Source organism: Pseudomonas parafulva (assembly GCF_000800255.1).
GTDB classification, from domain to species: domain Bacteria; phylum Pseudomonadota; class Gammaproteobacteria; order Pseudomonadales; family Pseudomonadaceae; genus Aquipseudomonas; species Aquipseudomonas boreofloridensis.
Genome location: NZ_CP009747.1, coordinates 1,879,730 through 1,906,119, shown reverse-complemented (window position 1 = coordinate 1,906,119; position 26,390 = coordinate 1,879,730). Strand labels below are relative to the sequence as shown.

Genomic DNA, 26,390 nt, shown 5'->3' with positions numbered 1-26,390 from the left:
CATGCCAGTTCGGTGCAGACCGACGCTTGCGCGCGCAAGGGCACCGAGGTGGTGCAGCAGGCCGTGCAGGTGATCGAACAGATCTCCGTCGAGCTCAACGACGCCGCGCGCAGCATCGATGCCGTGAGTCGACAGTCGCAGGTGATCGGGCAGATCGTGTTGACCATTCGCGGGATCGCCGACCAGACCAACTTGCTTGCGCTCAATGCAGCCATCGAGGCGGCACGCGCCGGGGAGCATGGTCGAGGGTTCGCGGTGGTCGCCGATGAAGTGCGCAGCCTGGCGGCACGCACCAGCAAGGCGACGCTGGAGATCGTCGAGGTGGTGCGCCAGAACCAGGATCTGTCGTTGACTGCAGTTGCCAGCATGCAGTCGAGCCTGTCACGCACGGGGATGGGCGTTGAGTTGGCCAATGAAGCCGGCACAGTGATCATGGAGATCCAGCAGGGCTCGCGGCACGTGGTCGATGCCATCAGCCAGATCAGTTCGACCCTGCAATTGCATTGAGCCCTCGGCGCAGTTCCAGCTCCAGCCCCTGCAGATTCGTCTCCAGGCGCCGTAGGTGCTCGGCGCTGGGGCTGTCATCGGCGAGGGCCTGTTCCAAGGCCTCGCAGTCGCGGACCACGCCACGCACCTTGAGCATGCGCGCGCCGCCCTTGATCCGATGGACCAGCGCTTTCAGCTCGGCAGGCGCGCTGTCGGGTGTGAGCGCGCGCAGGGCTTGGAGATCTTCGGCGGTGCTGCGTGCGAGTTGTTCGAGCAGGCGCCGGGTGAGACTGGCGTCGTCCTGGGTCAGGTGGCGCAACTGAGAAAGGTCAAACCCGCTTTGCGGACTATCCAATGCGCGCGCGGGCGCCTGTGGCAGATGGGCCTTGAGCAGTTGCAGGCCAATAGGCTTGAACAGGCAGTCGTCCATGCCGTCGGCCAGGCATTGCGCTCGCGCTTCGGCCTGGGCATTGGCCGTGATCCCCAGAATGGTGCAAGGCGATAGGCCGCGTTCGCGCTCCAAGGCGCGGATGCGACGCGTCAATTCATGGCCGTCCATCACCGGCATGCTGCAATCGGTCAGCACCACGTCGAAATCCTCCGCTTGCCACAGGACCCACGCCGCCTCACCGTTTTCCGCGAGGCTGACGTGGTGGCCGAGGCTATGCAGTTGCTTTTCCTGGAGCATGAGATTGGCGGGATAGTCGTCAGCCACCAGAATGCGCAAGGGGTTGCCACCGACGACTTCGATGGGCAAGTCTGAGCCGCTGCTGGGCACGGGGGTGGCGCTCTGTAGCCTGAGTCTGACCTCGACCCGCGTGCCGACGCCTTCCAGGCTCTGCAAATGCAGTTCGCCTGCCATGAGCTGGCACAGGGTTCGGCTGATGATCAGGCCCAGTCCTGCACCGTGACGTACGCGCTGGCTGTCGAGCTGGCCGAAGGCTTTGAACAGCCGCGCCTGGTCCGCCTGGCTGATGCCGATGCCACTGTCCTGCACCTGCAGCTCGACGTGCAGCCAGCCCTCGGCGTCGGGTTCGGTCCTGAGCCGGACATCGACCTGACCCTGGTCGGTGAACTTGATGGCATTGCTGATGAGGTTGGCGATGATCTGGCGCAAGCGCACCGCATCGACGCTGACCCAGGTCGGCGCGTCTGGCAGGCTGGCCTGCAGCGCCAGACCCTTCAGGCGTGCATTGGCCTCGAATGCACGCAGCACGGACCTGACCAGCTCGACCAGGTCGGCTGGAACGCGTTGCAAGGTCATATGGCCGGATTCGATCCGTGAAATATCGAGAATGTCGCCAATCAGGTCGAGCAGGCCACGCGCTGCATCATGCGCGGTTTGCAGGCCCTGCGGATCGCTGCGGCCTTCGCGGTGATCGTTCAGCGCCAGTTCCAGCAGACCCATGATGGCGTTCATCGGCGTGCGAATTTCGTGACTCATGATCGCCAGAAAACTGCTCTTGGCCTGGCTTGCACGCTCTGCCTCCTCCTTGGCCACACGTAATTGCTCGAGCAAGCTGCGACTGAGCGTCAACTGCGTCTGCAATGCCTGTTGCGCCTCGCTGCGCTGGTGGATGAGCTTGCGCAGGTAGCCATTCCAGAACACCACGCCGGCCAATAGGACCGCCGACAGCACCAGCACTTGCAGGGCCAGTGAACGGTAGTTGCCCCACAGGCTATCGCTGGCGATGGTGCTGGTGCGCCAGCGGTTGATCAACTGGTCGAGTTCGTCCGGCGGAATGCTCAGCAGCGCCTTGTCCAGAATCGATTGCAGCACGGGCAGATCCGGTGACACGGCAAACGCAGCGACGGACTGTTCGTCGTCTTGCAAGCCAGCGATGCGCAGCTTGTCCTTGAACACGTGGGTGAGGTAATAGGCCGCGGCGATCTGGCTGATGAGCGCGACATCGGCTTCGCCCTTGGCCACCGACTCCATCATGGTCAGCGCGTTGTCACTCTCGATGACCCTGGCCGCAGGGTAGCGTTGCAGCAGCGCCACGTGCGGGGAGGCGCCGCGCACCAGGGCGATGCGCTGATCGTCCAAGCGCTGTGTCAGCGGTGCGTTGCGGCGGACAACACGCACGGTCGGGCTGATCAGATAAGGGCGGGTGAAGCGCACCCGCGAGGCGCGTTCGCGACTGTAGTCGAGCGCACCGGCCATGTGTGCGGCGCCGCTTGCCACCTCATCGACCATGGCCGCCACTGAATCGCGTTCGACGATTTCGAAGCGCAGCCCGGTGCGCAGGCTGATCTGCTTGAGCACTTCCAGGGTGATGCCGGTTGGCTGCTGTTGGCTGTCATTGAAGGTCAGGGGCGCCAGGCTGGGATTGACCAGCACCTGCAGCGTCGGCGCCGTGACCAGCCACTGTTGCTCCTCGGCAGTGAGCGTGGCCAGTCGACGTTGCAGCAGCAGGCTGGTGTTGCCGCTGGACCAGCGGCGCAGAATGTTCAGGCGTTCGCTATCGGTAATGCGCTCCAGTGCCTGATCGACCAGCTTCAGCAGCCTGACGTTGTGCTGGTCCAACGCGAAGGCGAAGCTGCCGGCAGGCGTTGGCACGAAGTGATCGATGCGCACCAGACCTTGGTAGGCGCGGCCGATGGCATAGTCCGAGCTGATCGCATCGCCGATATAGGCGTCGGCACTGCCCAGCGCCACGGCGCTCAGGCCGGCCTGGGTCGAGCGGTAGAGCTGTAGTCGAGCCTGGGGGTAAAGCGCACGCACCGTGCTGGCAGGCACATAGTGATCGACCATGGCCAAGGTCATTCCGGCCAGGCTTTGATCGTCGAGTTGAGGGCGGTCCTGGCGGGTCACGATGACCGGCAGATCGTCGGCGTAGGAATGGCTCAGTGCAAGGCCGCCATCTTCCGCCTCGAAGCCGTTGGAACTGCCGAGCAGATCGATCTGGCCGCGCCGTAGTGCATCGATGGCCTCTGTACGGCTAGCGAAGCGCCGCACCGTGATCGGAATGCCCAACTGCTCGCCGATCAGACCGGCATAGTCGGCGCTCAGGCCTTCGTAGTCCTGCGGGCTGACGTTGATTTCAAACGGTGGATAGTCGGGCTGGGAGCTACCCAGCACCAGCACCTTGCGCTCATCGAGCCATTGCCGATCGTCCTGACTCAATACCAGCGCAGGGCTGGCACTGAGCGAGCGGGCCAGCAGTTGTCGCGCCTGGCTGTCCGCCAGGGCCGCTGCCGACACTGTAAGCGTCAGTATCAGCAACAATCCGCGCAGCCAGGGCGTCATGGGCGCGGGCTCAGGTGATGTTGTTGCGTTTGGCCAGGTCGACCATTTCCACCAGCGACTCGGTCTTGAGCTTGTCGCCGATGCGGCCACGGTAGGTGCTGATGGTCTTGGCACTGAGGTTCATGGCGGTGCCGATGTACTTGTTGTTCTCACCGCGTGACAGCCGGCGCAGCACTTCCATCTCGCGGTTCGACAGACTGTTCAGGCGCACCGTCTCCGACTCCAGTGTGTTGCTGTTGACCGACATCTGCGGAAATGTCGAATAACCCTTGACCAAGGCCTTGAGCGCGAACAGCAGGGCGTCGAGGTCTTCGTCTTTGTTGACGAAGGCCGCGATACCGGCATCCAGGCAGCGGCGTACGTACAGCTCGGAAGACTGCCCGGTCAGGACCATGATCTTCGGCGCCGGCTCCAGCATCTGCAGGCGCTTGATCACCTCCATGCCGTCCAGCCCCGGCAGACCGATATCGAGGATCACCACCTTCGGTGAGAGCTGACGCGCCATTTGCACGGCCTCGATCCCGTTTCCGGATTCGCCGACCACCTCGAAGCGTTCGCGCTCGAGCAGAATGCGCACGGCCAGGCGGACGGTTGGGTGATCATCGACCATCAGTACGGTGGTCATGGGCAAGCTCCTGTAAGAATTTATGTTCGTTCCTGGCATTACCCAGGAATGCGTCTGTAGGGCCAATCTGGCTGCGCGCACGATACGTCCATCAGAACGCTTTGATAATGGCGAGTATAGGCGTGTGGAAAAAGCCGCCACAGGATGTAGATCTTCCCTACAAAAGCGGCTGAGGATGTGGGATTGAGATGACGCTCGCGGCGAGCGCTGTCGCGAGCGTGTAGGACGCGGCCTGGGCAGGGAAGGGCCCCGGTCAGCCGAGCGGCCGGTAGAGGTGGGCGTGGCCTGCCCGGTAGAGCGCCGATTCAGAGAACGGTGCATCGCCCAAGACATGGCCGACCAGAATCAGCGCGGTACGCCGAAAACCCTTCGCTGCCACACCCTCGACAATATCGGCCAGTGTGCCGCGCACCCAGTCCTGATCCGGCCAAGTGGCGCGGTGGACCACGGCAACCGGGCAATCGGCGCCGTAATACGGCAGCAGTTCGGCGACGATCTTCGGCAGGTGACGCACACCCAGGTGGATCGCCAGCGTGCTGCGATGCCGTGCCAGGTCAGCCAACTGCTCGCCGGCGGGCATCGGTGAGGCATCGGCGTAACGCGTGAGGATTACCGTCTGCGCCACGTCGGGCAGCGTCAGCTCGCAGCCGAGCAAGGCGGCGCTGGCGGCCGTGGCGGTGACGCCCGGGATGATCTGGTAGTCGATCCCCAGTTCGCGCAGATGGCGTATCTGCTCACCGATCGCCCCATACAGGCTCGGGTCGCCACTGTGCACGCGAGCCACGTCCAGGCCTTGCTGGTGGGCATCGTGCATGGCGTCGACGATCTGCTGCAGATGCAGTTCGGCGCTATTGAGTACGGTGCGAGCGCTATGGCCCTCGAGCACCGCTGCCGGTACCAGGGATCCCGCGTAGATGATCACCGGACATTGGCGGATCAGGCGCTGGCCCTTGACCGTGATCAGCTCGGGATCGCCGGGGCCGGCCCCGATGAAGTAGACCGTCATGAGACTTCCTTGGGTAGGAGAAGCAGCACTAGCCGTTGCAGGCAATTGCCAGGGTAGCGCTAGCGAACACTTGGCGGGAAATGCGCAGGCGCGGCTGGTCGCCATGACCGTCGGCCAGTGCCAGTGCCAGTGCCGCGCTTTCGGCGACGCCCCAGCAGCCCGTGGTTTTGTGGGATCTTTCTGAGCGGTGGCTGAGCTGGTTCAGGAAGGGCTGCAGTTGTTGCGCGTCGTAGCACACCAGAGGCAGGGCCAGGCGCCGTGACAGCGCACTGAGACCCGGCTCATCGGCCTTCAACGCAATACTGGCGATTCCGCGCACGGCCGTGATGGCCAGGCCGTGGGCCGCGAGGCTGCGCCGTAGCAGGTGCTCCAGCACCTCTACGGAGCAGCCCCGACGGCAACCGAAGCCTGCGTACAGCGCGCTCATCAGGCCTGGGCGGGGCGACGGTAGAGCCAGGCGCTAAGCAGGCCCAACGCGATCCAGAACGCCGCGTTGGTCAACCAGGAGGCCACCTTGAATTGCGCTTCGAGTGCTTCGGGCGCCAGGCTCTCGTGTACCTCGGGCTGAGGGGCGCCGATCAGGTGGGGAACGACCAGCAGCGCGGCGCCCAATGCCTTGAACAACCAATGCCGGGCAAACACCAACAGGGCCAGGCCCACGGCTGTGGCCGCTGCGGTGCCGATCCACCAGGTCTGGCGCTGGCCCAGGTCGGCAGCGGCCGTGCCCGGTAGCTCCGGCGGCAGCCCCAGCGTCGGTGCCAGGCAGAACACTGCGAAGCCGCCCAGGCCCCAGAGGGCGCCCGTGCTGACCCGCCCCGGCTCGCGCAGGCTGTACAACGCGGCGAGGATCAAGGCGAACCCGACCGCCACAACCAGGTTGCCGCCGGTGGTCGATAGCACACGCTGCCAGCCATCTTCCGGAGACCAGGCTTCGCTGTCGTGCTCATGGGCAGGCACGGCTTGGCCTGCAGCGTGCTCATGCTGTTCGGCCGGGGCTGCGCTTTCGTAGGTTTCGGCCTGAAGAATCAACGGAGCTACCCAGAAACTCTGCAGCAGGGTCAGCAGCAGGGCGGCGAGCAGGCCACTGAAGCCTGCGGTGCGGGCAATACGCGTAATCATCGCTGGGCCCTCAATGGCAAGGGAAGGCGGCGCTGTGGCGGGTGTCGTGGGCCGCGTTATGCACGGCTTCCAGGTGCGAGAACCCGGCGAAGTAGACCAGGCACAGGCCCAGCAGACTGGCACCGATGGCGACCACCAGGCGTTGGCTGAGACTGACGGGCGTGGCAATGCTGTGTTTGGCGCTGGTGACGGACATGACGCATTCCTCTGCTTTTTTCATGGCGACAGCAAGCGCGGCGAGCCCGGAGCGACAACGTCCAGGAATCGGCAACAGCGCCCGCCCACCGCGGGGTGTGATGACTGAACGTCGGGCCGGTCTCCGGGCTGGCGAGCAGAAGCAAGGCCTCCAACAGCAGCGTCACCTTCCCATGCCTTGGACACAGTGGATCAGACGCTCGCTCGCTTACCGTTGCGGGGGCAGCACCGGACTGATCGAACCCTGGAATGGGCCTCGACGCACCGGTTTCCCGTTTCACCCCTGCAAGGGGCACCCGACGTAAGGGTGTAAGCAGATCACGGTCATGCGCGCGCCGTCAATTCTTGTTACCAAATACCCTCGCCATGGACGGGCTTTGTGCACAGGCGTCGCACTTTTTTACATTTGCAGGCTCTATGCAGGGCCTGGCTGCGCCGATTCCCGGCTTGGCCGCTGACCCGGACCACGGTGCCGATGCCTGTTCCTGCTCTTCGTCATGGCGCTCGCCTGTTGCTGGTGGGCACGTTGATCACCCTGTGCGCGTGCACTCGCCAGGAGGGTCAGGATGTCTTCACCCAGTTGGGCAATGGCCATCCCAGCGAACTGTTCCAGACCAGCGTCGACCGCATGGCGACCCTGTCGATGCGCGACAACCTGCAGAGCCTCTATCTGCTGATGAACAAGCTGTACCTGCGCAACCCCAACCAGTGGCGTCAGTCCGGCTACCTGGACGCTGCCACCGCCGAGCGGCAGATCCGCCAAGCCATCGAGCAGCGCCAGCCGCTGGCGCAACTGGGCCAACGCCGTGACCTGGCTGCCCTGAGCTATGCCTTGAGTCCCGAGTTTCGCGGTGACCGGGTGGGCGCCTTCATCTATGCCATCGGCAGCATGCTGGTGACCGCCCATGGCGGGCGCACCGAGTTCTACATGACCGACGCCATCGATCCATTGTTCGTCAACAACGCCGCGCGCAACATCGAGAAGGCTACTTGGATGCTCAGCCAACGCCAGGACGCCAACGGCGTGCTGCTGTTGTTCTCCAACGAGATTTCCGAGGAGGGCAGCAACCTGAGTTTCGCCGTGGAGTTCGGCAAGATCGTCGCGCGCCTGGACCTGCTGGCGCAGATGCTCGACGAGCGCTATCGGCGCATTGGCCTGAACTACGCCCAAAGCCTGTTGCTGATGAATTTCCTGCCCGTGCAATGAGCCCTAGGCGCCCCTACAGCAAGGCTTCGATTGCGCGCCGATAGCGCTGGCCCGCCAGGCTCATGCTGTTGTTGTGGGTCGCGCCGGGCACCAGCAGCAGTGCCTTGGGCTCCTGGGCGGCGTCGAACAGGGCCTGGCTGAAGCGCGGCGGCACGTAGCGATCGTCCAGGCCATGCACCAGCAGCACGGGCAGGCCGACTTCGCCGATCTTGCCCAGCGAGTCGAACTTCTGCGACAGCAACCAGCGCACCGGCAGGCTGGTATTGGCCACGGCTGCGGCGACGTCGCCAAGTGTCGTAAAGGTCGATTCCAGAATCAGGCCGCGTGCGGGCACTGGCGTGCCGTCACTGCGGGCCTGCCGGGAAAGCTCGGAGGCCAGTTCAACCGCTACGGCGCCACCGAGCGAGTGGCCGAAGATCAAGCGCTTGCCCGGTACCGGCTGCAGCTGGGCAAAGCGGTCCCAGGCGATGCGCGCGTCTTCGTAGACCGTGGTTTCCGACGGCAGGCCGCCCCGGCTCTGGCCGAAGCCGCGGTAGTCCACCGCCAGTACCGAATAACCCATGGCATGCAGTTGCTGGATGCGGAACAACTGGCCGGTCAGGTTCCAGCGTACGCCATGCAGATAAAGGATCGCCGGTGCATCCGCGCGTTTGGCAGGCCACCACCAGGCATGCAGGCTCTGCCCCTGGGTGAAGCTGCGCGCACGCAAGTCCAGCTCCTGTACGCCAGCCGGCAGGCCATGGAACCAGCTGGCTTGACCGGGTTCGATACGAAACACCAGCTCACGCTCTTTATGTTGCAGCACGGCGCAGCCCGCTGGCAGGCCGATCACCAGCAGGGCCACGGCCAGCCAGGTGAACCAGCGGCGTTTGAGATGAGAGAACAGGGTTGCGGTCATGAATAAGGTCGCAGGACAAGGCACCGAAGCGTTTTAGCAGAACCTCGCTGCTGGCTGTAGGAAATTTTCCCCGAGCGGTTCGGCGACAGGGTTACAAGCTGTGTCGCTCACGGCACAACAGCCAGGCCGGTCCTTGCTCGCAGTGGCGTAGGAGGGTTAGCTTTCTCCGATACTGTCAATGGAACGCTGATCGTGGACTCGATTACCCAAGCTGTACTGGGCGCGGCGCTGCAGGGCACCTTGCTCGGCCGTCTGCAGGGACGCCGTGCGCTGGTCTATGGCGCGGCATTGGCCACTGTGCCGGACCTGGATGTGGTGATCCACTACGCCGATCCGGTGTCGCAGATGACCTATCACCGCGGTTTTTCCCACTCGATCTTCGTCCTCACCGGGGTGGCCTTGCTGCTCGCCTGGCTGGTGGCCTGGATCGGTCAGCGCCGCAGGCCGGACGCAGGCTACCGCTGGCCGCGACTGTTCGTGGCGTTCTGGCTGGTGCTGGTCACTCATCCGCTGCTGGACGCCTTCACGGTCTACGGCACCCAGTTGTTCTGGCCGCTGACACTGACGCCGCTGAGCTGGGCCGCCGTGTTCATCATCGACCCGATCTACACCTTGCCCTTGCTGATGGCCGTGGCTTACGCCTTCTGGCGCGGGCCGGGGCGCAGAGCCCGGGGTTTGATGACGGCGGCGTTGATCTTCAGCACGGCGTACCTGGGTTTCGGACTGGCCGGGCGCATGACCGTCGAGCAGCGCTTCGAGCAGGCCTTGCAGGCGCAAGGCGTGGCGCCGCGCGAAGTTCGCGCCATGCCGATGGCTTTCAACAACCTGCTCTGGCGAGTCCTGGCCAAGACTGAGGACGGCGGCTATTACGAAGGGGTGAGCAGTCTGTTCGACCGCGAGCCGCCGGAGATGCACTACCTGTCGCTGAATGCGCCGCTGGCCAAGGTGTTGCAGGACGACCCGTTGTACACGCGTCTGCGCTGGTTTACCGATGACTGGCTGCGCTACGACGTGGTCGGCAGTACGCTGGTAGTCACCGACCTGCGCATGGGGATTCCTGGTAATTACAATTTCCGCTTCGCCATGGCTCGTCGCGACGAACAAGGTCAGTGGCAGGTCGAAACGCCGTCGCGCTGGCGCGACAATGGCACTTCGATGTTCAACGGCGGTGATCTGGCGCTGATCGGGCGGCGCATCCTCGACCAGCACCCGCCGCTGCCGTTGCAGGCGTGGACGGCACGGGCGATGACGCCTGCGGCAGCGTCCGGGGTGTCTCGCTGAACGGGCGCTCGGCCGGGCTCGACCTGATCAAGTGGGTGGCCATCCTCAGCATGGTCGCCGATCACCTGCGCTATCTGTGGCCCGAGGCCGTCGATCTGTTCGTCATCGGTCGGCTGGCGTTCCCGTTGTTCTGTCTGGTGATCGCCTGCCATGTGATGCGCGTGCCATCGGGGCAGTTGTACCGCTCGACCCATGCGCGCTACCTGGTTTGGATGCTGGCGTTCTGCGTGCTTTCGGAGCCGCCTTATCGCTGGCTGGACACGGAAACAACGACCTTCAGCGTGATGCCGACGCTGACCTTGGGTCTGCTCTGCGCATGGGGCGTGCATCATCCACAACGGCTGGCGCGGCTGGCAGCCGTCTCGGCGGTGCTGGTGGCATGGCTAATCCGTGATCGGTTGATGTACGGGCTGCCGGGCGTGTTACTGCCCGCCGGTTGCCTTTTGCTGTGGAACGGACTGCCGGTGGGATTCGTGTTGCCGATGGTGTTGGCCATCGCCGGCAACATGACCAACAGTTGGCTGGCCTCGCATCTGGCACAGCCCTTCACATGGATGGTAATGGCCAGCGCTGCCTTGGCGATTCCGCTTGGGTGGCGAATGCTTGCGTGCAACCGCTGGCGCATCAGCCCTGTAGGACGTTGGGCCTACGGGTTCTATCCGTTGCATCTTCTGGTGATCAAGGCGGTGCTGATCATGCGTGTGTCCGGCACCGGGTGACGGCAGGTGTTGGGCTCAGGCGCCCGAGTCAGGGTCGACACGTGGCACGGTGGGGTGCTTTTCCTGGTCATCGTCGGTGAGGTCGGGTGCCGCGTCGGGGTCGTCGACGCGGTCGTTGCGCTGTTCAGGATCCAGGTCAGGCCATTCGGTCTGCGCATCGCCGCCACCCATCCGGTGTTTGTCGTTCATGGTATTCACCTCGAGACTCTCGCTGTACCGCAGGCTGGAAAAAAGGCCTGCCCGCAGGCAGGCCAACACAGGAGTGAGGGGCAGTCCATTGGCCGCCCTCATAGGCTGTGAGTCAGCCAACACCCGCAGTGTCCATGCGAACGCTCAAGGGGCCGACCGACGGTGCTGTTCGTCCACTGCCCACCCGCCGCCCAAGGCCACATACAGGTTCACCTCGGCGAGCAGCTGTGCCAGTCGATCATCGATCAGCCCCTGACGCGCGCTGAACAACGAACGCTGCGCATCGAGGAAGGTCAGGCTGCTGTCCACTCCTGCCCGGTAGCGGTTGCTCGCCAGGTCGTAGTAGCGCTGAGTGGCGTCCACCAGGTCGCGCTGCGCCAGCAGTTGCCGACGATAGGTCGAGCGCGCAGCCAAACCATCGGACACCTCCTGGAACGCGGTCTGGATGGATTTTTCGTAGCGCGCCACCTCGAGTGTTTTCTGCAGTTGCGCATAATCAAGACTCGCGCGCAGGCTGCCGGCGGTGAACAGTGGCAGGCTGATTTGCGGCTGGAACAGCCACGTGCCGCTGCCGCCGTCGAACAGCCCGGAGAGTTCGCGACTGGCACTGCCGGCGCTGGCAGTCAGGCGAATGCCAGGGAAGAAGGCGGCGCGCGCTGCTCCGATATCCGCGTTGGCCGCGCGCAGACGGTACTCGGCCTCGAGAATATCGGGCCGCCGTTGCAGCAGGTCGTCGGGCAGCCCGGCGGGTAGCTCGACCACCTGTTCGGCCGCCAGCGGCAAGCCCGGCAGGCGCTCGTCGAGCGTTGAGCCCACCAGCAGGGACAACTGATTGACGTCCTGGGCGACCTGGCGTTGGTAGCGAGCAACCGCCGTACGGCCCGTCTCGACGCGGGTCTGGGCTTGCAGCACCTGCAAGGCCGACACGCTGCCGGCACGACGCTGACCTTGAGTCAGGCGCAGGCGCTGTTGATCGGCTTCCAGGGTCTGGCGTGACAGCGCCAGCAATTCCAGGTCGGCGCGCCAGGTCAGGTAGCTGCTGGCGACGCTGGCCACCAGGGTGAGTTGCACGCTGCGGCGGGCCTGCTCGCTGGCCAGGTAGGTCAGCAGGGCCTTGTCGCTAAGGCTGCGCAGGCGGCCGAACAGGTCGAGCTCGAATGCACTCAGGCCCAACGTGGCGGAGTAGGTCTGGCTGATGGCGCCGTCATCGCTGCCGGTCATCCGCCGTGGCAGGTACTGGCGCTGGCCTTGGGCATCGGCGGAGAGGTGCGGCAACTGCTCGGCGCGCTGGAGGCGAAATTGCGCACGGTAGGCCTGGACGTTGAGCGCCGCCACGCGCAGGTCGCGGTTGTCGCGCAGGGCGCGTTCGATCAGCTCGCGCAGCAGCGGATCGCGAAAGACCGCCTGGCCGCGCAGGCGGTCATCAGAAACGGCAGGTTCGACCGGGGCCGCCTCGGTCTGGGCGAAGCGCGCTGGCACGGGCGAGGGTGGCCGCTGGTAATCGGGCGTGAGGGTACAGCCGCTGAGCAGCAACACGAGCAGGGCGGCAGGGTATCTAAGCATGGTGTTCTCTGTCTGGCTCAAGCGCCGGCCATCCATCGGGCCAGGCCGTGGCGTCCACTGACGCCGAGCTTGGCGGTGGCGCGCTTGAGGTAGGTTTCCACCGAACTGTTCTTCACGTTCAGCCGCTGCGCCATTTCCGGCACGGTGCCTCCGGTCAGCAGGCCCAGGCACACCTGCTGTTCGCGGCTGGAGAGCTGCACTGCTTCCTGCGCCAGACGCTCGTCGAAGCCCTGACGCAATAGGTCGGCACTGTCCGAGTCCTCGTCGGCGCCGGGTGTCAGGCGCTGCGCGTGATACTCCAGCAAGGGCAGCAGAGTGTCGGCCAGACGCTTGAGCAGCGACAGCTCAGTGAGCGAAAAGGCGCGTTGGCTGGGCGATCGATGAAAGCCGATCACCCAGCGCCGGTCACCGCTGCGCGACACCAGCTTGCACTGATGCAGAGGCTGGTGTGCGCTGCCCTTGCGCTGTGAACGCTTGTGCTGGATCAGCAGCGGGTCTTTCATCTGCACGATGTCCTGCAGCAAGGCAAGACCGGTGGGGGTTGCCGAGCAGAGCGCGTCGCTCGCCCCGGCACTGCCCAGCATCCTGGTCCGCTCGACGCAGCCCTGGCGGCTGTCGATCGTCCACTCACTCAGGTCGAGCCGGTGCACCGGCACGAGTCCGTCGACGAATCGCAGCATGTGACCGGCGAAGTCAGGCTCGCTGGCACTGGCGATCAGTTCACCCAGTTGCAGATAGAGGCGCGCATCGTGCGGCCTCAGGCGGCGGGGGTCGAGTTTCATGTCTGTTCATCCTTGATTCGTGTACCACACCGAAGAGTCACCCACCGGCGCAGAAGCTGCCCGAGCGAAGGCGGCGCTATTCAAGACCGGCGGTGCAGGTCGCGTCTGTAGTGGAAACCGGGGACAGAAAATGGCACCGATAAGCGGCGAATTGGCGAGCGGTTTCAGGTGGAGTAAAACGTTTGCGTGGTAATGGTCAGCAAATTGGCGTCAAAATGCCGATGATCGCAACACGTTTCCAGGCTAAGTGCGGACGGGTAAGTGATCTCGGCGGCGGACAAATAGCCAATGTCCTACAGAAGAATCCGCAAATTGCGCTTATCCCGCCGGTGTCCGGGTTTAATGGGCCATACGTCGCAGGGGGAGGGTGCTTGAATCGACCGACGAACAACGGAGAAGGACCTCCCAGCCCATGCCTGCCGCCGATACTTACCCACTGACCAGTGCTCAACGCGACATCTGGCTAGACCAGTTGAGTCGAGGTGACTCGCCGCTCTACACCATCGGTGGGTACATCGACCTGCGCGGTGGCTTGCAACCGCACCAGCTGCACCTGGCCTTGCGGGCCTTGTTGGCGGCCCATCCGGTACTGCGTACCGAGTTGCTGCTCGACGCCGGTGCCGAGGGTTTGCCGCTACAGCGCTTCGCGCCCGCCGGTGAAGCTGAAGCCATCGAGTTGCCAATGCTGGATCTGTCCGCAGAAACCGATCCCGCCGCTGCCGCGCTCACGTGGGTACAGGCGTACATGCAGCACACCTATCGCTTCGACGGCAGCCCGCTGTTGACGTTCACCCTGTTGCGTCTGGCGCCGGACCGCCATTGGCTGGCCAGCCATGCACACCATTTGCTCGTCGATGGATGGGGCTTCGCGCAGTTGATCAAGACGCTGGGCGAACATTACACAGCGCTGGTCGACGGCACCTCGCCGCCGGCCGCGCACACCTGTTACTCGGCGTTCATCGACGAGGATCACCACTATTGCCATTCGCCCCGCCTGGCACGCGACCGCGACTACTGGCTGGCCCGCTTCGCGCAGGTGCCCGAACCCTTGCTGGCCGCGCGTCATCATCACCGCCGCGCCACCGACCAAGCCCCGGCACGCACCTGCGTGCAGGCGTTTCCCGCGAGCCTGCACGCACGCATGCAACAACTGGCGCAGACCCACAAGGCCTCGGCGTTTCATGTGTTGCTGGCGGCGCTGCATGTGCTGTTCACGCGCAGCGGCCAGCGCGAGGACTGGGTGGTGGGGCTGCCGATACTCAATCGGGGTGGGGCGCGGTTCAAGACCACCCTGGGCACCTTCGTTCAGGTCAGCGCGGTGCCGCTGGCGTTCTCTGCGAGCCTGTCCTTCGCCGAGCTGATCGCGGCCATCCGCGATACCCTGCGCCAGGATTTCCGCCATCAGCGTCTGCCGGTCAGCGAACTGAATCGAGCGCTGGGTCTGCTGGGCGAAGAGCGCCGCCAGTTGTTCGAAGTGTCGGTGTCCTACGAACAGGACGATCATGATTACCGCTTTGGCGCCGCCAGCGGCCACACGGTCAAGGTGTCCAATAGCCACGAATCCACGCCGCTGGCCATCCATTTGCGCAGCAACCGGCACACCGACAAAGCCTGGTTGCACCTGGTGCATCACCGTGCCTGGCTTTCGGCCGATGAGGCCCACGCCTTGGGCGAGCGCTTGATGCATGTGCTCGATCAAGGCCTGCGAACGCCCACGCTGACGGTTGCCGATTTCGACCTGCTCACCGCCCATGAACATGATCGGCTACGTCACTGGAACGCGACGCAGCAGCCGATAGGCGAACCCTGTGTCCATCGACGGATCGAAGTCCAGGCCGCACAGCGGCCGCACGCGTTGGCTGCGGTCCATCAGGGGCAATCGCTGAGCTACGGCGAACTGAACCAGCGGGCCAACGCCCTGGCCTGGCGCTTGATCGCCCAAGGCGTGCAGCCCGAGCAGCGGGTGGCCGTGCTGGCGCGGCGCGGACTCGACACGCTGGTGGGGCTGTTGGCCGTGCTCAAGGCCGGAGCAGCCTACGTGCCGATCGATCTGGCGCATCCTCGCGAGCGCCTGGCTTATCTGCTCGAAGACAGCGCGCCGGTGGCGCTGCTGACCCAACGCCGACAGCTCGAGCATCTGCCACGCCACGACGTACCGGTGATCATGCTGGACGACTGCCCGCTGCCTGAGGGCGCACTGGATAACCCTAGCGTCGCCGGCCTTGATTCCCACAGCTTGGTCTATGTGATCTACACCTCCGGCTCGACCGGGCAGCCCAAGGGGGTGATGGTCGAACACCAGATGCTTGCCAATCTGGTCGATTGGCATTGCGCCGCCTTCGATGTGACGGTGGATACGCACACCTCGAGCTTGGCAGGCTTCGGCTTCGATGCGATGGCCTGGGAAATCTGGCCCGCCCTGTGCGCGGGCGCCACCCTGCACTTGGCACCGGTCGGTGAAGCAGGCGAGGATCTCGACGCGCTGCTGCGCTGGTGGCGTGCCCAGCCGCTGCAGGTGAGCTTCCTGCCGACCCCCGTGGCCGAATACGCCTTCACGCAGCCAGATCATCCGACCCTGCGCACCCTGCTGATTGGTGGAGACCGCCTGCGCACGCTGTCGTGTGAGCGAACTTATGCAGTGATCAACAACTACGGCCCCACCGAAGCAACGGTGGTGGCCAGTTCCGGGCGGGTCACCGCCGGCGCTGCACTGCACATCGGCGGCCCGATCGCCAACACCCAGTTGTACGTCCTGGATGCTCAGCGACGGTTGCTGCCGATTGGCGTACCCGGAGAGCTGTACGTCGGCGGACTGGGTGTTGCTCGCGGCTATCTGGGACGCGAGCCGATGAGCACCGAGCGTTTCCTGGTTGATCCGTTCAGCTCTCGGGCCGGAGCGCGAATGTACCGCACGGGGGATCTGGTGCGCTGGCGTGACGACGGCGCCCTGGAATACCTGGGACGCAACGACGATCAAGTGAAGATCCGTGGAGTGCGCGTGGAGCTTGGCGAGATCGAGGCCGCGCTGGCCAGCCATGAGCAGGTGCACGAAGCGGTGGTGCTGCTGCGCGACGAGCAGTTGCAGGCCTGGTTCATCGGCGATGCGCCAACCCCGGGCGACTTGCACGAGCACCTGCGCGCCATGCTGCCACCGGCCTTGCTACCCGCGGGTTATCAGCGTGTGGAGCAGTGGCCACTGACCGCCAATGGCAAGCTCGACCGTCGCGCGCTGCCGGCGTTGGGCCAGGACGCTTGGGTGCGCCGCGTCCACGAAGCGCCGCGCGGCGATGTGGAAGAGCGTCTGGCGGCGCTGTGGAGCGAACTGCTTGGCGTACCCGCTATCGGCCGACACGATCACTTCTTCGAGCTTGGCGGCCACTCGTTGCTGGCGGTGCAACTGGTCGAGCGCATGCGTCAGCAGGGCCTGCGCGCCGATGTCCAGGTGCTGTTCGGGCAGCCGACCTTGGCGAGCCTTGCAGCCGCCAGTCAGGCAGGTGTGATCGAGGTCGCCGGGAACCGCGTACCCCGCGGCTGCACCCGCATAACCCCGCAATTGTTGAGCCTTGCCCGCCTGGATCAGGCCCAGGTCGACCTGATCGTCGCCACCGTACCGGGAGGCGCCGCCAACGTTCAGGAGATCTACCCGCTGGCACCGCTGCAACAAGGCTTGCTCTATCACCACCTGCGTGGCGGCGACGATCCCTACCAGCAGCAGGCCTTGTTCACCTTCGCCGACCGCGCCGGCTTCGAGGCCTTCGCCCAGGCGTTGCAGCACGTGGTCGAGCGCCACGACATTCTGCGCACCAGCCTGTACTGGGACGGGTTGGAGCAGCCGCAGCAGGTGGTGTGGCGTGAGGCTCGCCTGCCCGTGGAAGTCCTGCAGATCGCCTCCCACGACGCGGCTGGGCAGTTGCGCGCGCATTTCGCCACCGCGCAACGTTCCCTGGACCTGCGCCACGCCCCGATGATGGCGCTGGCCGGCACCGAGGACGTCGAGCACGGGCGCTGGCTGGGCTTGCTGCGCTTCCACCATTTGGTCAACGACGCCGTCTCGGTACAGGTGCTGCTGGGCGAGTTGCGCGCCGTGCTGAGCGGCACACAACAGGCTTTGGCAACGCCCGTGCCTTACCGCAACTACGTCGCACTCAGCGGCGCCGAGGCGCGCCAGGCGCAGCACGAGGTGTTCCTGCGCGCGCTGCTGGCAGGGGTCGAGGCGCCGCCATCCTTGCCAGGCATGCCGACGCACGATGTGTCGCCGCAAACGTTGGAAAGCCTCGAACAGCCGCTGTCCGGTAGGCTGAACGGGAGCCTGCGACGCTTGGCCAGGCAGCACGACGTCGGGTTGCCCAGCCTGTTGCACCTGGCCTGGGCCCAGGTCCTCGGTGCGCTGGCCGGGCGTGACGAGGTGGTGACCGGCACGGTGCTGCTGGGCCGGATGATGGCCGGCGAGGGCGCCGATCGCGCGCTGGGCATGTTCGTCAACAGCTTGCCGCTGCGCCTGCACCTGGCCGGACGCAGCGTGGCCCAGGCGCTGGGTGACACTCAAGGCGCATTGGCTGCCTTGTTGGAGCACGAGGACGCACCGCTTTCGCTGGCCCAGCAGTGCAGTGGTCTGCCTGCGGGTGTGCCGCTGTTCAACAGCCTGATCAATTTCCGCCATGGGCTGACCCGCGAACAGACGACGCTGCCCGGCGCGCAACTCCTGGAGGCCAGCGAGGTGCAGAGTCACGCCCTGGTGCTGTCGGTGGACGATCAGCACGACAGCCTGCGGCTGGGCGTGCGTGCGCCCCAGGCGCTGGGCGCCAGCCGAGTGCTGACGTATCTGCAGCATGCCTTGGAGGTGCTGTGCGAGGCGCTCGACCAGGACAGTTCGCAACCCCTCGAGCGGCTGTGCTGCGTACCGCCGGGCGAACGACGGGAGCTGCTGGAGGACTTCAACGATACTGCGCAAGCCCACGCACTGCGGGGTCGAACCTTGCCGTCGCTGTTCGAGGCGCAAGTGCGGCGTACGCCTGAGGCAATCGCCTTGCAGACCGACGAGGCCACGCTGACTTACCGCGCGCTCGACGAGCAGGCCAACCAGTTGGCCCATCATCTGATTGGCCTCGGGGTGAAGCCCGACAGCCGTGTCGGTGTATGCCTCGAGCGCGGCCTGCCGTTGCTGGTAGGCCTGCTGGGCGTGCTCAAGGCTGGGGCGGCCTACGTGCCGCTCGATCCTGAATACCCGGACGAGCGCCTGCGCTATCTGGTGCAGGACAGTTCGCCTGTGGCCGTGCTGGTCCAGGCCGCGACCCGTGGCTTGTTCGAGGCGCAGGCGGTGGCGCTGGTCGATCTCGACCTGCCGGCCTGGCAGGCGCAGTCGAAGCAGGCGCCTGAGGTGGCCTTGAGCGCGTCGAACCTGGCCTATGTGATGTACACCTCAGGCTCCACCGGCACGCCAAAGGGGGTGATGGTCGAGCACCGCGGCCTGGGTAACCTGATGCACTGGAGCTCGACGCTGTGTCCGCCACGGCCCGGCGACGCGCTGCTGCAGCGGGCGCCGTTCAGCTTCGACGGCTCGGTCTGGGAGCTGTTCTGGCCGCTGTGCGCCGGGCTGCGCCTGGTGCTGCCGCGCCCGGACGGGCACCGCGACCCGCACTACCTGATGCAATTGATCCAGGACCGCCAGGTAACCACGGTCAAGTTCGTACCGGCGCTGCTGCATGTCTTCCTCGAACAAGCGGGCGTGGAGCGATGCACCAGCCTGAGGGACATCTTCTGCGGCGGCGGCGAGCTGACCCTGGCCTTGGCCACGCTGCTGCGCGAGCGCCTGCCCCAGGTGCGCCTGCACAACGTCTATGGCCCTACCGAGGCCACGGTGGACAGCACCGCCTGGACCTTGGAACCTGATCAACCCTTGCCGTCGGTGGCACCGCCGATTGGCCGTGCGATCGCCAATACCCGCCTCTACGTGGTCGATACCCATGGCCGGCCGGTGCCCAAGGGCGTTGTGGGAGAGCTGTTGATCGGGGGTATTGGGGTGGCCCGCGGCTACCTCGGGCTGCCAACGCTGGAAGCCGACCGCTTCATCGCCAGTCCTTTCGTCCAGGGCGACCGCCTGTACCGCACGGGCGATCTGACCCGCTGGCGTGAAGACGGCGAGCTGGAGTTCATCGGTCGCAACGATTTTCAGGTCAAGCTGCGCGGATTGCGTGTGGAATTGGGCGAAATCGAGGCCCTGCTGGCCGCGCATCCGGCGCTGGGTCAGAGCGCGGTACGGGTGCGCGATGAGCGCCTGGTGGCCTACTTTACCTGCCGCGAAGGGCAGTGCGCGCCGTCGCTCGAAGTGCTGCGCAATCATTTGCTGGCACGGCTGCCGGCGTACATGGTGCCTGCGGCTTTCGTCGCGCTAGACGAAATGCCGTTGAGCCCCAACGGCAAGATCGACCGCAAGGCGCTGCCCGAACCCGGCCCGCAAGCCCTGATCACGCGTGCTTTCGAGGCACCACGCGGGGAGTTGGAGTGCACCCTGGCGCACATCTGGAGCGAGGTACTCAAGGTCGAACAGGTGGGCCGCGACGACAATTTCTTCGAGCTGGGCGGTCATTCGCTGTTGGCGGTGAATGTGGTGGCGCGGATGCGTCAAGCCGGGCTGCAGGCCGATGCCCGCCTGTTGTTCCGTCAGCCGACCCTGGCCGCACTGGCGGCCAGTGCCGGCCAGCCACGCGCCGAGGTGCAGATCGCGGCCACCACGATCCCCGGCCTCAAGGCTAGGCGCAGGCTTTGATTGCCTCAGGTTGGCGCTACTGTGTCGGCCAAATGACGCGCCACTGTGCTTGACCGGGCGGGGGCTGCGGCGCGACGCTGCGGCCGTCCGTCACGGAGAACAACAATGGACGCGTCGAACCTGCTGCTATTCGTCCCCGCCTGTTTTGCCCTGAACATGGCGCCGGGCCCGAACAACCTGCTGTCGCTGCACAATGCCAGCCGTTACGGCCTGCGCACCGCCTGCCTGGCCGGAGGCGGGCGGCTGCTGGCCTTCGCCGCAATGATCGCCCTGGCGGCGATGGGGCTGACCGTGGTGTTGCACACCAGCGAGTACCTGTTCCTGGGCATCAAGCTGGCGGGGGCGGCGTATCTGTTCTACATCGCCTGGCAGCTGTGGCGCGCCCCGGTCGCAACCGGGCCGATCGACGATAGCCCGCGCAGGGGGCTCTGGCGCCTGGCACGGCAAGAGTTCTGGGTGGCGGCGGGCAATCCCAAGGCGATCCTGTTGTTCACTGCGTTTCTGCCGCAGTTCGTGACGGTGGACAGCAGCACGCCGTTCGCTGAGCAGTTCCTCTGGCTGGGGTTGTGGTTCCTGCTGCTGGAGTGGATCGCTATCGCCGTCTACGCCGGCCTGGGCGTGTTCCTGCAGCGTTGGTTCAACCGCCCACGCGCGCGGCGGCTGTTCAACCGGGTCAGTGCCTCGCTGCTGGGGTGTGCCGGGATCGGCTTGCTGGTCGCGCGGCCGCGCTGAACCGCGCTTCCGTGAAGCCCCTCAATCGCGGTAGAACACCTGCACCAGGTGATAGCCGAACTTGCTCTTGATCGGGCCGTGCACCACCCGCAGCGGTTTCTTGAAAATCACCTGGTCGATGGCGCCCACCATCTGCCCTGGGCGCACTTCGCCCAGGTCGCCGCCGCGTTTGCCGGAAGGGCAGGTGGAGAATTTCTTGGCCAGCACGTCGAATGCCTCGCCCTTGGCCAGGCGCTGCTTGAGCTGCTCGGCTTCTTCGGCGGTCTTGACCAGGATGTGGCGGGCTTGTGCTTTCATGGCGTACCTGTAACTGCGGCGAAAAAAGGGGGCATTATGCCTGATGACGTCGCTTCGGACCTGCCGAATACGCAGCGCTCCCTGTCACTGCGCCAACCACCCACCATCGACGTTCCAGGCCGCGCCACGCACTTGGCTGCCAGCCTCGCTGCACAGGAACAGGGCCAATTCGCCCAACTGCTGCGGGGTCACGAAGGCCAGTGAAGGCTGCTTCTCGGCCAGCAGTTCATGCTCGGCCTGCAGTGGATCGCCATCCCCTGCACGCGCGTCGATCTGTTGCTGCACCAGCGGGGTCAGCACGAAGCCTGGGCACAAGGCATTGCAGGTGATCGAGGTGGTCGCCGTCTCCAGCGCCACGACCTTGGTCAGCCCGACCACGCCGTGCTTGGCGGCGACGTAGGCGCTTTTGCCCGTGGAGCCGACCAGCCCGTGCACCGAGGCGATGTTGATGATGCGCCCCCAGCCACGCGCGCGCATGCCCGGCAGGGCCAGGCGAATGCCATGGAACACGGCCGACAGGTTGAGCGCGATGATCTGGTCCCAGCGCTGTACCGGGAACGCCTCAACCGGGGCGACGTGCTGGATTCCGGCGTTGTTGACGAGAATGTCGATGCCGCCGAACTCATGCTCGGCGAAAGCGAACAGCGCTTCGATCTGTGCCACGTCGGCAAGGTCCGCTGCGTGATGGCCGACCTTCACGCCATGGCCGCGGATCGCGTCGAGGGCCGGCTGTGGATCGCCGAAGCCGTTGAGCACAATGTTCGCGCCCGCGCGCGCCAGCACCTGGGCGATGCCCAGGCCGATACCGCTGGTGGAACCGGTGACCAATGCTGTCTTGCCTGCGAGCGTCATGTGCAACTCCTGGTAGCGAACGGATGAACAGGGACCGGGTCAGCGTCGCGGGTCGAATGCCTCGCGCAGTGCATCGCCGATGAACACCAGCAGCGAAAGGATCGTCGCCAGTGCGAAGAATGCCGTGAAGCCCAGCCACGGCGCCTCCAGGTGCTGCTTGCCCTGGGTTACCAGCTCGCCCAAGGAGGCGCTGCCGGCGGGCATGCCGAAGCCGAGGAAGTCCAGGGCGGTGAGGGTGGTGATGGCGCCGGTGAGCATGAAGGGAATATAGGTCAGCGTCGCGTTCAGGGCATTGGGCAGGATGTGCCGGAGCATCACCTGGGTGTCGCTCAGGCCCAGTGCGCGGGCGGCCTTGACGTATTCCAGGCTGCGGCCGCGGAGAAATTCGGCGCGCACCACATCCACCAGCGTGAGCCAGGAAAACAGCGCCAGGATGCCCAGCAGCCACCAGAAGTCCGGTTCCACGAACCCGGAAAGGATGATCAGCAGGTACAGCACGGGCATCCCCGACCAGACCTCCAGCAGTCGCTGGCCGAGCAGGTCGACCCAACCCCCGTGGTAGCCCTGCAAGGCCCCGGCGCTGACGCCGATCAGCACGCTGAGCAGCGTCAGCGCGAAGGCAAACAGCAGCGACACCCGGGTGCCGTACAGTACCCGGGCGAGCACGTCGCGGCCCTGGTCGTCGGTCCCCAGCCAGTTCACCGTGCTCGGTGCACTGGGCGTGGGCACCTGCAGGTCGTAGTTGGGCGTATCGGCGCTGAAGGGGATGGGGGCGAACAGCATCCATCCGCCTTGGGCTTCGATCAGCCGGCGCACGTAGGTGCTGCGGTAATCGGGCTGGAAGGGCAGTTCACCGCCGAACTGCTGCTCGGTGTAGCGTTTGAGTGCCGGACTGTAGAGCTCGCCCTGGTAGCTGAGCAGCAGCGGTTTGTCGTTGGCGATCAGTTCGGCGCCCAGGCTCAGCAGCAGGATCGCGCCGAACAGCCACAGCGACACCCAGCCCAGGCGGTTACGGCGAAAACGATGCAGGCGACGTCGGGCGATGGGCGACAGCATCAGTGCGCCCTCGCGTCGAAGTCGATCCGCGGGTCGAGCAGCGTGTAGCAGAGGTCGCCGATCAGGCGAATCAGCAGGCCGCCCAAGGTGAAGATGAACAGGGTCCCGAACACCACCGGGTAATCCCGGGACACTGCCGCGTCGTAACTCAGGCGCCCGAGGCCGTCGAGGGAGAAGATCACTTCGATCAGCAGGGAGCCGGCGAAGAACACGCTGATCAAGGCCTGCGGCACGCCGGCCACCACCAGCAGCAGGGCATTGCGCAGCACATGGCCGTACAGCACCCGGCGCTCGCTCAAGCCCTTGGCCCTGGCAGTGACCACGTAGTGCCGGGAAATCTCCTCGAGAAACGCATTCTTGGTCAGCAGCGTCAGGGTGGCGAAACCGCCGATTACCAGGGCACCGACCGGCAGTACCAGATGCCAGAAGTAATCGGCGACTTTGCCCAGCAGGCCCAGTTGGTCGAAATCTTCGGAGACCAGCCCGCGCACGGGAAACCAGTTCAGCGAGGTGCCGCCGGCGAACAGGACGATCAGCAGCAGGGCGAACAGAAACGAGGGCAGGGCGTAGCCGACCACGATCAGCACACTGCTCCAGGCGTCGAAGCGGCTGCCATGGCGCACGGCCTTGGCGATGCCCAGGGGGATCGACACCAGGTAGGTGATGAGCGTGGCCCACAGGCCCAGCGACAGGCTGACCGGCAGCTTGTCGAGAATCAGGTCGGTGACCTTGGCGCCGCGAAAGAAGCTGTGGCCGAAGTCGAGCCTGGCGTACTGGCCGAGCATCAGCCAGAGCCGCTCGGGGGCACTCTTGTCGAAGCCGTACTGGTGTTTGATCTGCTCGATCATCTTCGGGTCCAGGCCCCGGCTGGCGCGAGACTGGCCTTGAAGCGCTTCGACCCGTGCCCCCGGCGCGCCGCCACCGATGCCCTGCAGGCGGGCCACGGCCTGTTCCACAGGCCCGCCGGGGGCGGCCTGGACGATGGCGAAATTCACCAGCAGGATCGCCAGCAGCGTGGGCACGATCAGCAGCAGACGCCGCAGCAGATAGCCGGTCATGGTGCCGCCTTCAAGCGCTCGGCCATCTGCGCATCGGTCAGCGCCGTTGGGCTGACCTCCCACCAGGTGTCCAGCCCCTCGTCATACCTGGCCTGCACCTTGGGCAGTCCGAAGCGATTCCACCAGACGGTGGAACTTCCCGGCGGGTAGTAGTTGGGGATCCAGTAATAATTCCACTGCAGCACCCGATCCAGCGCATGGGCGTAGCGCTGCATGTCGGCCTGGGTCGAGGCGTGGACCAGGCCGTCGAGTAGCCGGTCCACGGCAGGATCCTGGAGCACCATGAGGTTGTTCGAGCCGGGATCGTGGGCCGCGGCGGAGCCGAAGTAGTTGTACTGCTCGGCCCCAGGCGACAGAGTGACGGGATAGCCGGTGATGACCATGTCGTAGTCGCGCGCCATGAGCCGGTTGATGTATTGGGCCGAGTCCACGTTGCGGATGTTCAGCTCGATGCCGATCTGCGCCAGGTTGCGCTTCCAGGGCAGCAGCAGGCGCTCCAGGCCGGCCTGGCCGTTGAGGAAGGTGAAACTCAACGGCGTGCCCTCGGCATCGACCAGGCGATCCCCCTCGGGGCGCCAGCCAGCGGCTTGCAGCAGCTGCAGCGCGTGCAACTGTTGTGGGCGGATGATGCCCGAGCCATCGGTCACCGGTGCCTTGAACACCTGGCTGAACACGTGGTCGGGGATCTGCCCGCGCAAGGGTTCGAGGATCTTCAGTTCTTCGACATCGGGCAGTTCGCGGGCGGCCAAGGGCGTATTGGAGAACAGGCTCTGCTGGCGGATGTAGAGGTTGCGCATCATCTGCCGGTTGCTCCACTCGAAATCCCAGAGCAGGCCCAGGGCCTGGCGCACACGGCGGTCGGCGAACATCGGCCTGGACAGGTTGAACACGAAGCCTTGGGCGCTTTGCGGTTTGTCCGGCCCCAGTTGCGCGCGCTGCAGGCGACCGTCGGCCAGCGCGGCACCGTTGTAGCCTTGGGTATACCCGGTGGCGGAAAACTCGCGGTTGTAGTCGTAACCGCCGCCTTTGAGCACTTGGCGGGCCACCTCGGTGTCGCCGAAGTACTCCACGCGGATGCGCTGGAAGTTGTAGCGTCCGCGGTTGACGGGCAGATCGCGGGCCCACCAGTTGGGGTCGCGCTCGAAGGTGATGCTGCGGCCATTGTCCAGGCGCGCGATGCGGTAGGGGCCGCTGCCCAGCGGTGTGTCGAAGCCGCCACCGTGGGCGAAGTCGCGGGTTTGCCAGTCATGTTCAGGCAGCACCGGCAGGCTGGCCAGGTCCAGTGCCAGGGTTCGACCGTGAGGTTGGCGAAAATCGAAACGCACGCTGCGCGGACCTTCGACGCTGACGGCGGTCACGTCGGCGAACTGGGTGCGGTACTTGAGGCTACCTTTGCTCATCAGCAGCTCGAAGGTGAAGCGTACATCTTCGGCGCGTACCGGCTTACCGTCTGCAAAGGTCGCGCGGGGATCGATCTCCACCCGCAGCCAGGCATCGTCAGGGCCGCGCTCCAGGCGTCGGGCGATCAGTCCATAGACGGTGTACGGCTCATCCAGCGAGCGCACGGCCAAGGGCGCATAGAGCCAGCCATCGACCTGACTGACCCCGGTGCCTTCATCGATGAAGGGCAGGACATGGTCGTACTGGCCGATTTCGAGCGCCGAGCGGCGCAGACTGCCGCCCTTGGGCGCGTCCGGGTCAACGTAATCGAAATGCGCAAAGTCGGCGCGGTAGCGAGGCGCTTCGTCGTAGACGGTCAACGCATGCGAGGGGGCGGCGAGGCTGGCGGTGCTCAGCCAGGCCCCGACCAGCAACACGGCCAGACGGGGGCAGGCGGCGCCCGCTCCCACAAGGGCACTGCAGGGGCGGGCGGACAAGAGAGGGTCAGTCCTGGCGGCTGGTCACTTCCAGCAGGTGATAGCCGAACTGGGTCTTCACCGGACCTTGCACGGTGTTGACCGGCGCGCTGAACACCACGGTATCGAATTCCTTGACCATCTGACCGGGGCCGAAGGAACCCAGGTCGCCGCCTTGGCGGCTGGAGGGGCAACTGGAGTTGGCCTTGGCAATTTCGCCGAAGTCGGCACCGGCTTCGATCTGGGCTTTGAGTTCGTTGCACTTGTCTTCGGTGCTGACGAGGATGTGACGGGCGGTGGCACGTGCCATGACAAGATTTCCTTGGGTGAGAGAAAACCCAAGACTACCGCATAGCGCCGCGCTGTGTCTGTGCCCAGTGCTCGTGCTTCACCTGCGAGCCCGTCCTGGCAGCGCCTACCTGACAATTTTGCCAGTTGTGCCGTTCGCTGCCG

At 65.3% G+C, this 26,390-nt stretch carries 22 protein-coding genes and 1 riboswitch; of the genes, 6 read left to right on the top strand and 16 right to left on the bottom strand.

Annotated features, from left to right (window positions below; all coding sequences use genetic code 11):
- The first annotated feature begins 12 nt into the window (after positions 1–12).
- Positions 13–507 carry a methyl-accepting chemotaxis protein gene (locus NJ69_RS23140; RefSeq protein WP_432416635.1) on the top strand — a complete coding sequence of 165 codons (495 nt, stop codon included), beginning with the start codon at positions 13–15 and terminating at the stop codon, positions 505–507.
- On the opposite strand, the gene NJ69_RS08380 is transcribed toward NJ69_RS23140, so the two are convergent.
- The 6 genes from NJ69_RS08380 to NJ69_RS08355 all read right to left on the bottom strand — a co-directional run bounded on the left by NJ69_RS08380 (position 482) and on the right by NJ69_RS08355 (position 6,682).
- Positions 482–3,736 (bottom strand): transporter substrate-binding domain-containing protein, encoded by a 3,255-nt coding sequence (locus tag NJ69_RS08380; protein WP_039578029.1) that lies wholly within the window; start codon positions 3,734–3,736, stop codon positions 482–484. The two genes, NJ69_RS23140 and NJ69_RS08380, sit on opposite strands and share 26 nt — an antisense overlap.
- A 10-nt stretch (positions 3,737–3,746) precedes the next feature.
- A complete protein-coding gene (locus tag NJ69_RS08375; RefSeq protein ID WP_039578027.1) occupies positions 3,747–4,361 on the bottom strand; it encodes a response regulator transcription factor in 615 nt (204 codons plus the stop codon).
- Positions 4,362–4,614: 253 nt separating this feature from the next.
- The gene (gene cobM, locus NJ69_RS08370) at positions 4,615–5,367 is read right to left on the bottom strand and encodes a precorrin-4 C(11)-methyltransferase (RefSeq protein WP_039578022.1); all 753 of its coding nucleotides are present in this window, start codon (positions 5,365–5,367) and stop codon (positions 4,615–4,617) included.
- A gap of 28 nt (positions 5,368–5,395) precedes the next feature.
- Entirely contained in the window at positions 5,396–5,794 is a 399-nt protein-coding gene (locus tag NJ69_RS08365; protein ID WP_039578013.1) for a cobalamin biosynthesis protein, read from the bottom strand.
- Positions 5,794–6,486, bottom strand: a complete 693-nt coding sequence (locus NJ69_RS08360) for a CbtA family protein (protein ID WP_039578011.1) — start codon at positions 6,484–6,486, stop codon at positions 5,794–5,796. The genes NJ69_RS08365 and NJ69_RS08360 overlap by 1 nt, the downstream gene beginning before the upstream one ends.
- 10 nt (positions 6,487–6,496) lie before the next feature.
- Positions 6,497–6,682 carry a CbtB domain-containing protein gene (locus NJ69_RS08355; protein ID WP_039578008.1) on the bottom strand — a complete coding sequence of 62 codons (186 nt, stop codon included), beginning with the start codon at positions 6,680–6,682 and terminating at the stop codon, positions 6,497–6,499.
- Between the two features lie 97 nt (positions 6,683–6,779).
- Positions 6,780–6,996, bottom strand: a riboswitch (cobalamin riboswitch).
- 160 nt (positions 6,997–7,156) lie between these two features.
- Between NJ69_RS08355 and NJ69_RS08350 the strand changes: the two genes are divergently transcribed.
- Positions 7,157–7,888: a hypothetical protein gene (locus NJ69_RS08350; RefSeq protein WP_029613507.1), complete on the top strand. Its 732-nt coding sequence runs from the start codon at positions 7,157–7,159 to the stop codon at positions 7,886–7,888.
- Positions 7,889–7,901: 13 nt separating this feature from the next.
- Here NJ69_RS08350 and NJ69_RS08345 read toward each other — a convergent pair whose 3' ends face one another.
- The gene (locus tag NJ69_RS08345) at positions 7,902–8,786 is read right to left on the bottom strand and encodes an alpha/beta hydrolase (protein ID WP_039578006.1); all 885 of its coding nucleotides are present in this window, start codon (positions 8,784–8,786) and stop codon (positions 7,902–7,904) included.
- Positions 8,787–8,978: 192 nt separating this feature from the next.
- On the opposite strand from NJ69_RS08345, the gene NJ69_RS08340 reads away from it, so the two are divergent.
- Positions 8,979–10,067, top strand: a complete 1,089-nt coding sequence (locus tag NJ69_RS08340; protein WP_039578003.1) for a metal-dependent hydrolase — start codon at positions 8,979–8,981, stop codon at positions 10,065–10,067.
- Positions 10,016–10,786 (top strand): TraX family protein, encoded by a 771-nt coding sequence (locus tag NJ69_RS08335; RefSeq protein WP_280790899.1) that lies wholly within the window; start codon positions 10,016–10,018, stop codon positions 10,784–10,786. The genes NJ69_RS08340 and NJ69_RS08335 overlap by 52 nt, the downstream gene beginning before the upstream one ends.
- 15 nt (positions 10,787–10,801) lie before the next feature.
- Here the strand turns inward: NJ69_RS08335 and NJ69_RS22755 are convergent, their stop codons facing one another.
- The 3 genes from NJ69_RS22755 to NJ69_RS08320 all read right to left on the bottom strand — a co-directional run bounded on the left by NJ69_RS22755 (position 10,802) and on the right by NJ69_RS08320 (position 13,320).
- Positions 10,802–10,975 (bottom strand): hypothetical protein, encoded by a 174-nt coding sequence (locus NJ69_RS22755; protein WP_167335966.1) that lies wholly within the window; start codon positions 10,973–10,975, stop codon positions 10,802–10,804.
- A gap of 144 nt (positions 10,976–11,119) precedes the next feature.
- On the bottom strand, positions 11,120–12,538 hold the full coding sequence (locus tag NJ69_RS08325; protein ID WP_039583189.1) for an efflux transporter outer membrane subunit: 1,419 nt from the start codon (positions 12,536–12,538) through the stop codon (positions 11,120–11,122).
- A 17-nt stretch (positions 12,539–12,555) separates the two neighbouring features.
- A complete protein-coding gene (locus NJ69_RS08320; RefSeq protein ID WP_039577998.1) occupies positions 12,556–13,320 on the bottom strand; it encodes a helix-turn-helix transcriptional regulator in 765 nt (254 codons plus the stop codon).
- A gap of 412 nt (positions 13,321–13,732) precedes the next feature.
- Between NJ69_RS08320 and NJ69_RS08315 the strand changes: the two genes are divergently transcribed.
- Positions 13,733–20,086 carry a non-ribosomal peptide synthetase gene (locus NJ69_RS08315; RefSeq protein WP_039577996.1) on the top strand — a complete coding sequence of 2,118 codons (6,354 nt, stop codon included), beginning with the start codon at positions 13,733–13,735 and terminating at the stop codon, positions 20,084–20,086.
- 105 nt (positions 20,087–20,191) lie between these two features.
- Entirely contained in the window at positions 20,192–20,818 is a 627-nt protein-coding gene (locus tag NJ69_RS08310; RefSeq protein ID WP_039577994.1) for a LysE family translocator, read from the top strand.
- Positions 20,819–20,839: 21 nt separating this feature from the next.
- Here NJ69_RS08310 and NJ69_RS08305 read toward each other — a convergent pair whose 3' ends face one another.
- The 6 genes from NJ69_RS08305 to NJ69_RS08280 all read right to left on the bottom strand — a co-directional run bounded on the left by NJ69_RS08305 (position 20,840) and on the right by NJ69_RS08280 (position 26,247).
- Positions 20,840–21,115 carry a peptidylprolyl isomerase gene (locus NJ69_RS08305; protein WP_039577991.1) on the bottom strand — a complete coding sequence of 92 codons (276 nt, stop codon included), beginning with the start codon at positions 21,113–21,115 and terminating at the stop codon, positions 20,840–20,842.
- An 84-nt stretch (positions 21,116–21,199) separates the two neighbouring features.
- Positions 21,200–21,967: a 3-hydroxybutyrate dehydrogenase gene (hbdH, locus tag NJ69_RS08300; protein WP_039577988.1), complete on the bottom strand. Its 768-nt coding sequence runs from the start codon at positions 21,965–21,967 to the stop codon at positions 21,200–21,202.
- 39 nt (positions 21,968–22,006) lie between these two features.
- Positions 22,007–23,023 (bottom strand): ABC transporter permease, encoded by a 1,017-nt coding sequence (locus NJ69_RS08295; RefSeq protein ID WP_039577986.1) that lies wholly within the window; start codon positions 23,021–23,023, stop codon positions 22,007–22,009.
- Positions 23,023–24,081, bottom strand: a complete 1,059-nt coding sequence (locus NJ69_RS08290) for a microcin C ABC transporter permease YejB (protein ID WP_039577983.1) — start codon at positions 24,079–24,081, stop codon at positions 23,023–23,025. Before NJ69_RS08290 ends, NJ69_RS08295 begins: the two co-directional genes overlap by 1 nt.
- Positions 24,078–25,904 (bottom strand): extracellular solute-binding protein, encoded by a 1,827-nt coding sequence (locus tag NJ69_RS08285; RefSeq protein WP_052192208.1) that lies wholly within the window; start codon positions 25,902–25,904, stop codon positions 24,078–24,080. Before NJ69_RS08285 ends, NJ69_RS08290 begins: the two co-directional genes overlap by 4 nt.
- A gap of 61 nt (positions 25,905–25,965) precedes the next feature.
- On the bottom strand, positions 25,966–26,247 hold the full coding sequence (locus NJ69_RS08280) for a peptidylprolyl isomerase (protein ID WP_029615238.1): 282 nt from the start codon (positions 26,245–26,247) through the stop codon (positions 25,966–25,968).
- Positions 26,248–26,390 lie beyond the last annotated feature (143 nt).

Excerpts from the sequence above, each read along its gene's own strand:
- NJ69_RS08380 (WP_039578029.1), bottom strand. The coding sequence starts at position 3,736 with ATGACGCCCTGGCTGCGCGGATTGTTGCTGATACTGACGCTTACAGTG.
- NJ69_RS08375 (WP_039578027.1), bottom strand. The coding sequence starts at position 4,361 with ATGACCACCGTACTGATGGTCGATGATCACCCAACCGTCCGCCTGGCC.
- cobM (WP_039578022.1), bottom strand. The coding sequence starts at position 5,367 with ATGACGGTCTACTTCATCGGGGCCGGCCCCGGCGATCCCGAGCTGATC.
- NJ69_RS08365 (WP_039578013.1), bottom strand. The coding sequence starts at position 5,794 with ATGAGCGCGCTGTACGCAGGCTTCGGTTGCCGTCGGGGCTGCTCCGTA.
- NJ69_RS08360 (WP_039578011.1), bottom strand. The coding sequence starts at position 6,486 with ATGATTACGCGTATTGCCCGCACCGCAGGCTTCAGTGGCCTGCTCGCC.
- NJ69_RS08355 (WP_039578008.1), bottom strand. The coding sequence starts at position 6,682 with ATGTCCGTCACCAGCGCCAAACACAGCATTGCCACGCCCGTCAGTCTC.
- NJ69_RS08350 (WP_029613507.1), top strand. The coding sequence starts at position 7,157 with ATGCCTGTTCCTGCTCTTCGTCATGGCGCTCGCCTGTTGCTGGTGGGC.
- NJ69_RS08345 (WP_039578006.1), bottom strand. The coding sequence starts at position 8,786 with ATGACCGCAACCCTGTTCTCTCATCTCAAACGCCGCTGGTTCACCTGG.
- NJ69_RS22755 (WP_167335966.1), bottom strand. The coding sequence starts at position 10,975 with ATGAACGACAAACACCGGATGGGTGGCGGCGATGCGCAGACCGAATGG.
- NJ69_RS08325 (WP_039583189.1), bottom strand. The coding sequence starts at position 12,538 with ATGCTTAGATACCCTGCCGCCCTGCTCGTGTTGCTGCTCAGCGGCTGT.
- NJ69_RS08320 (WP_039577998.1), bottom strand. The coding sequence starts at position 13,320 with ATGAAACTCGACCCCCGCCGCCTGAGGCCGCACGATGCGCGCCTCTAT.
- NJ69_RS08315 (WP_039577996.1), top strand. The coding sequence starts at position 13,733 with ATGCCTGCCGCCGATACTTACCCACTGACCAGTGCTCAACGCGACATC.
- NJ69_RS08310 (WP_039577994.1), top strand. The coding sequence starts at position 20,192 with ATGGACGCGTCGAACCTGCTGCTATTCGTCCCCGCCTGTTTTGCCCTG.
- NJ69_RS08305 (WP_039577991.1), bottom strand. The coding sequence starts at position 21,115 with ATGAAAGCACAAGCCCGCCACATCCTGGTCAAGACCGCCGAAGAAGCC.
- hbdH (WP_039577988.1), bottom strand. The coding sequence starts at position 21,967 with ATGACGCTCGCAGGCAAGACAGCATTGGTCACCGGTTCCACCAGCGGT.
- NJ69_RS08295 (WP_039577986.1), bottom strand. The coding sequence starts at position 23,023 with ATGCTGTCGCCCATCGCCCGACGTCGCCTGCATCGTTTTCGCCGTAAC.
- NJ69_RS08290 (WP_039577983.1), bottom strand. The coding sequence starts at position 24,081 with ATGACCGGCTATCTGCTGCGGCGTCTGCTGCTGATCGTGCCCACGCTG.
- NJ69_RS08280 (WP_029615238.1), bottom strand. The coding sequence starts at position 26,247 with ATGGCACGTGCCACCGCCCGTCACATCCTCGTCAGCACCGAAGACAAG.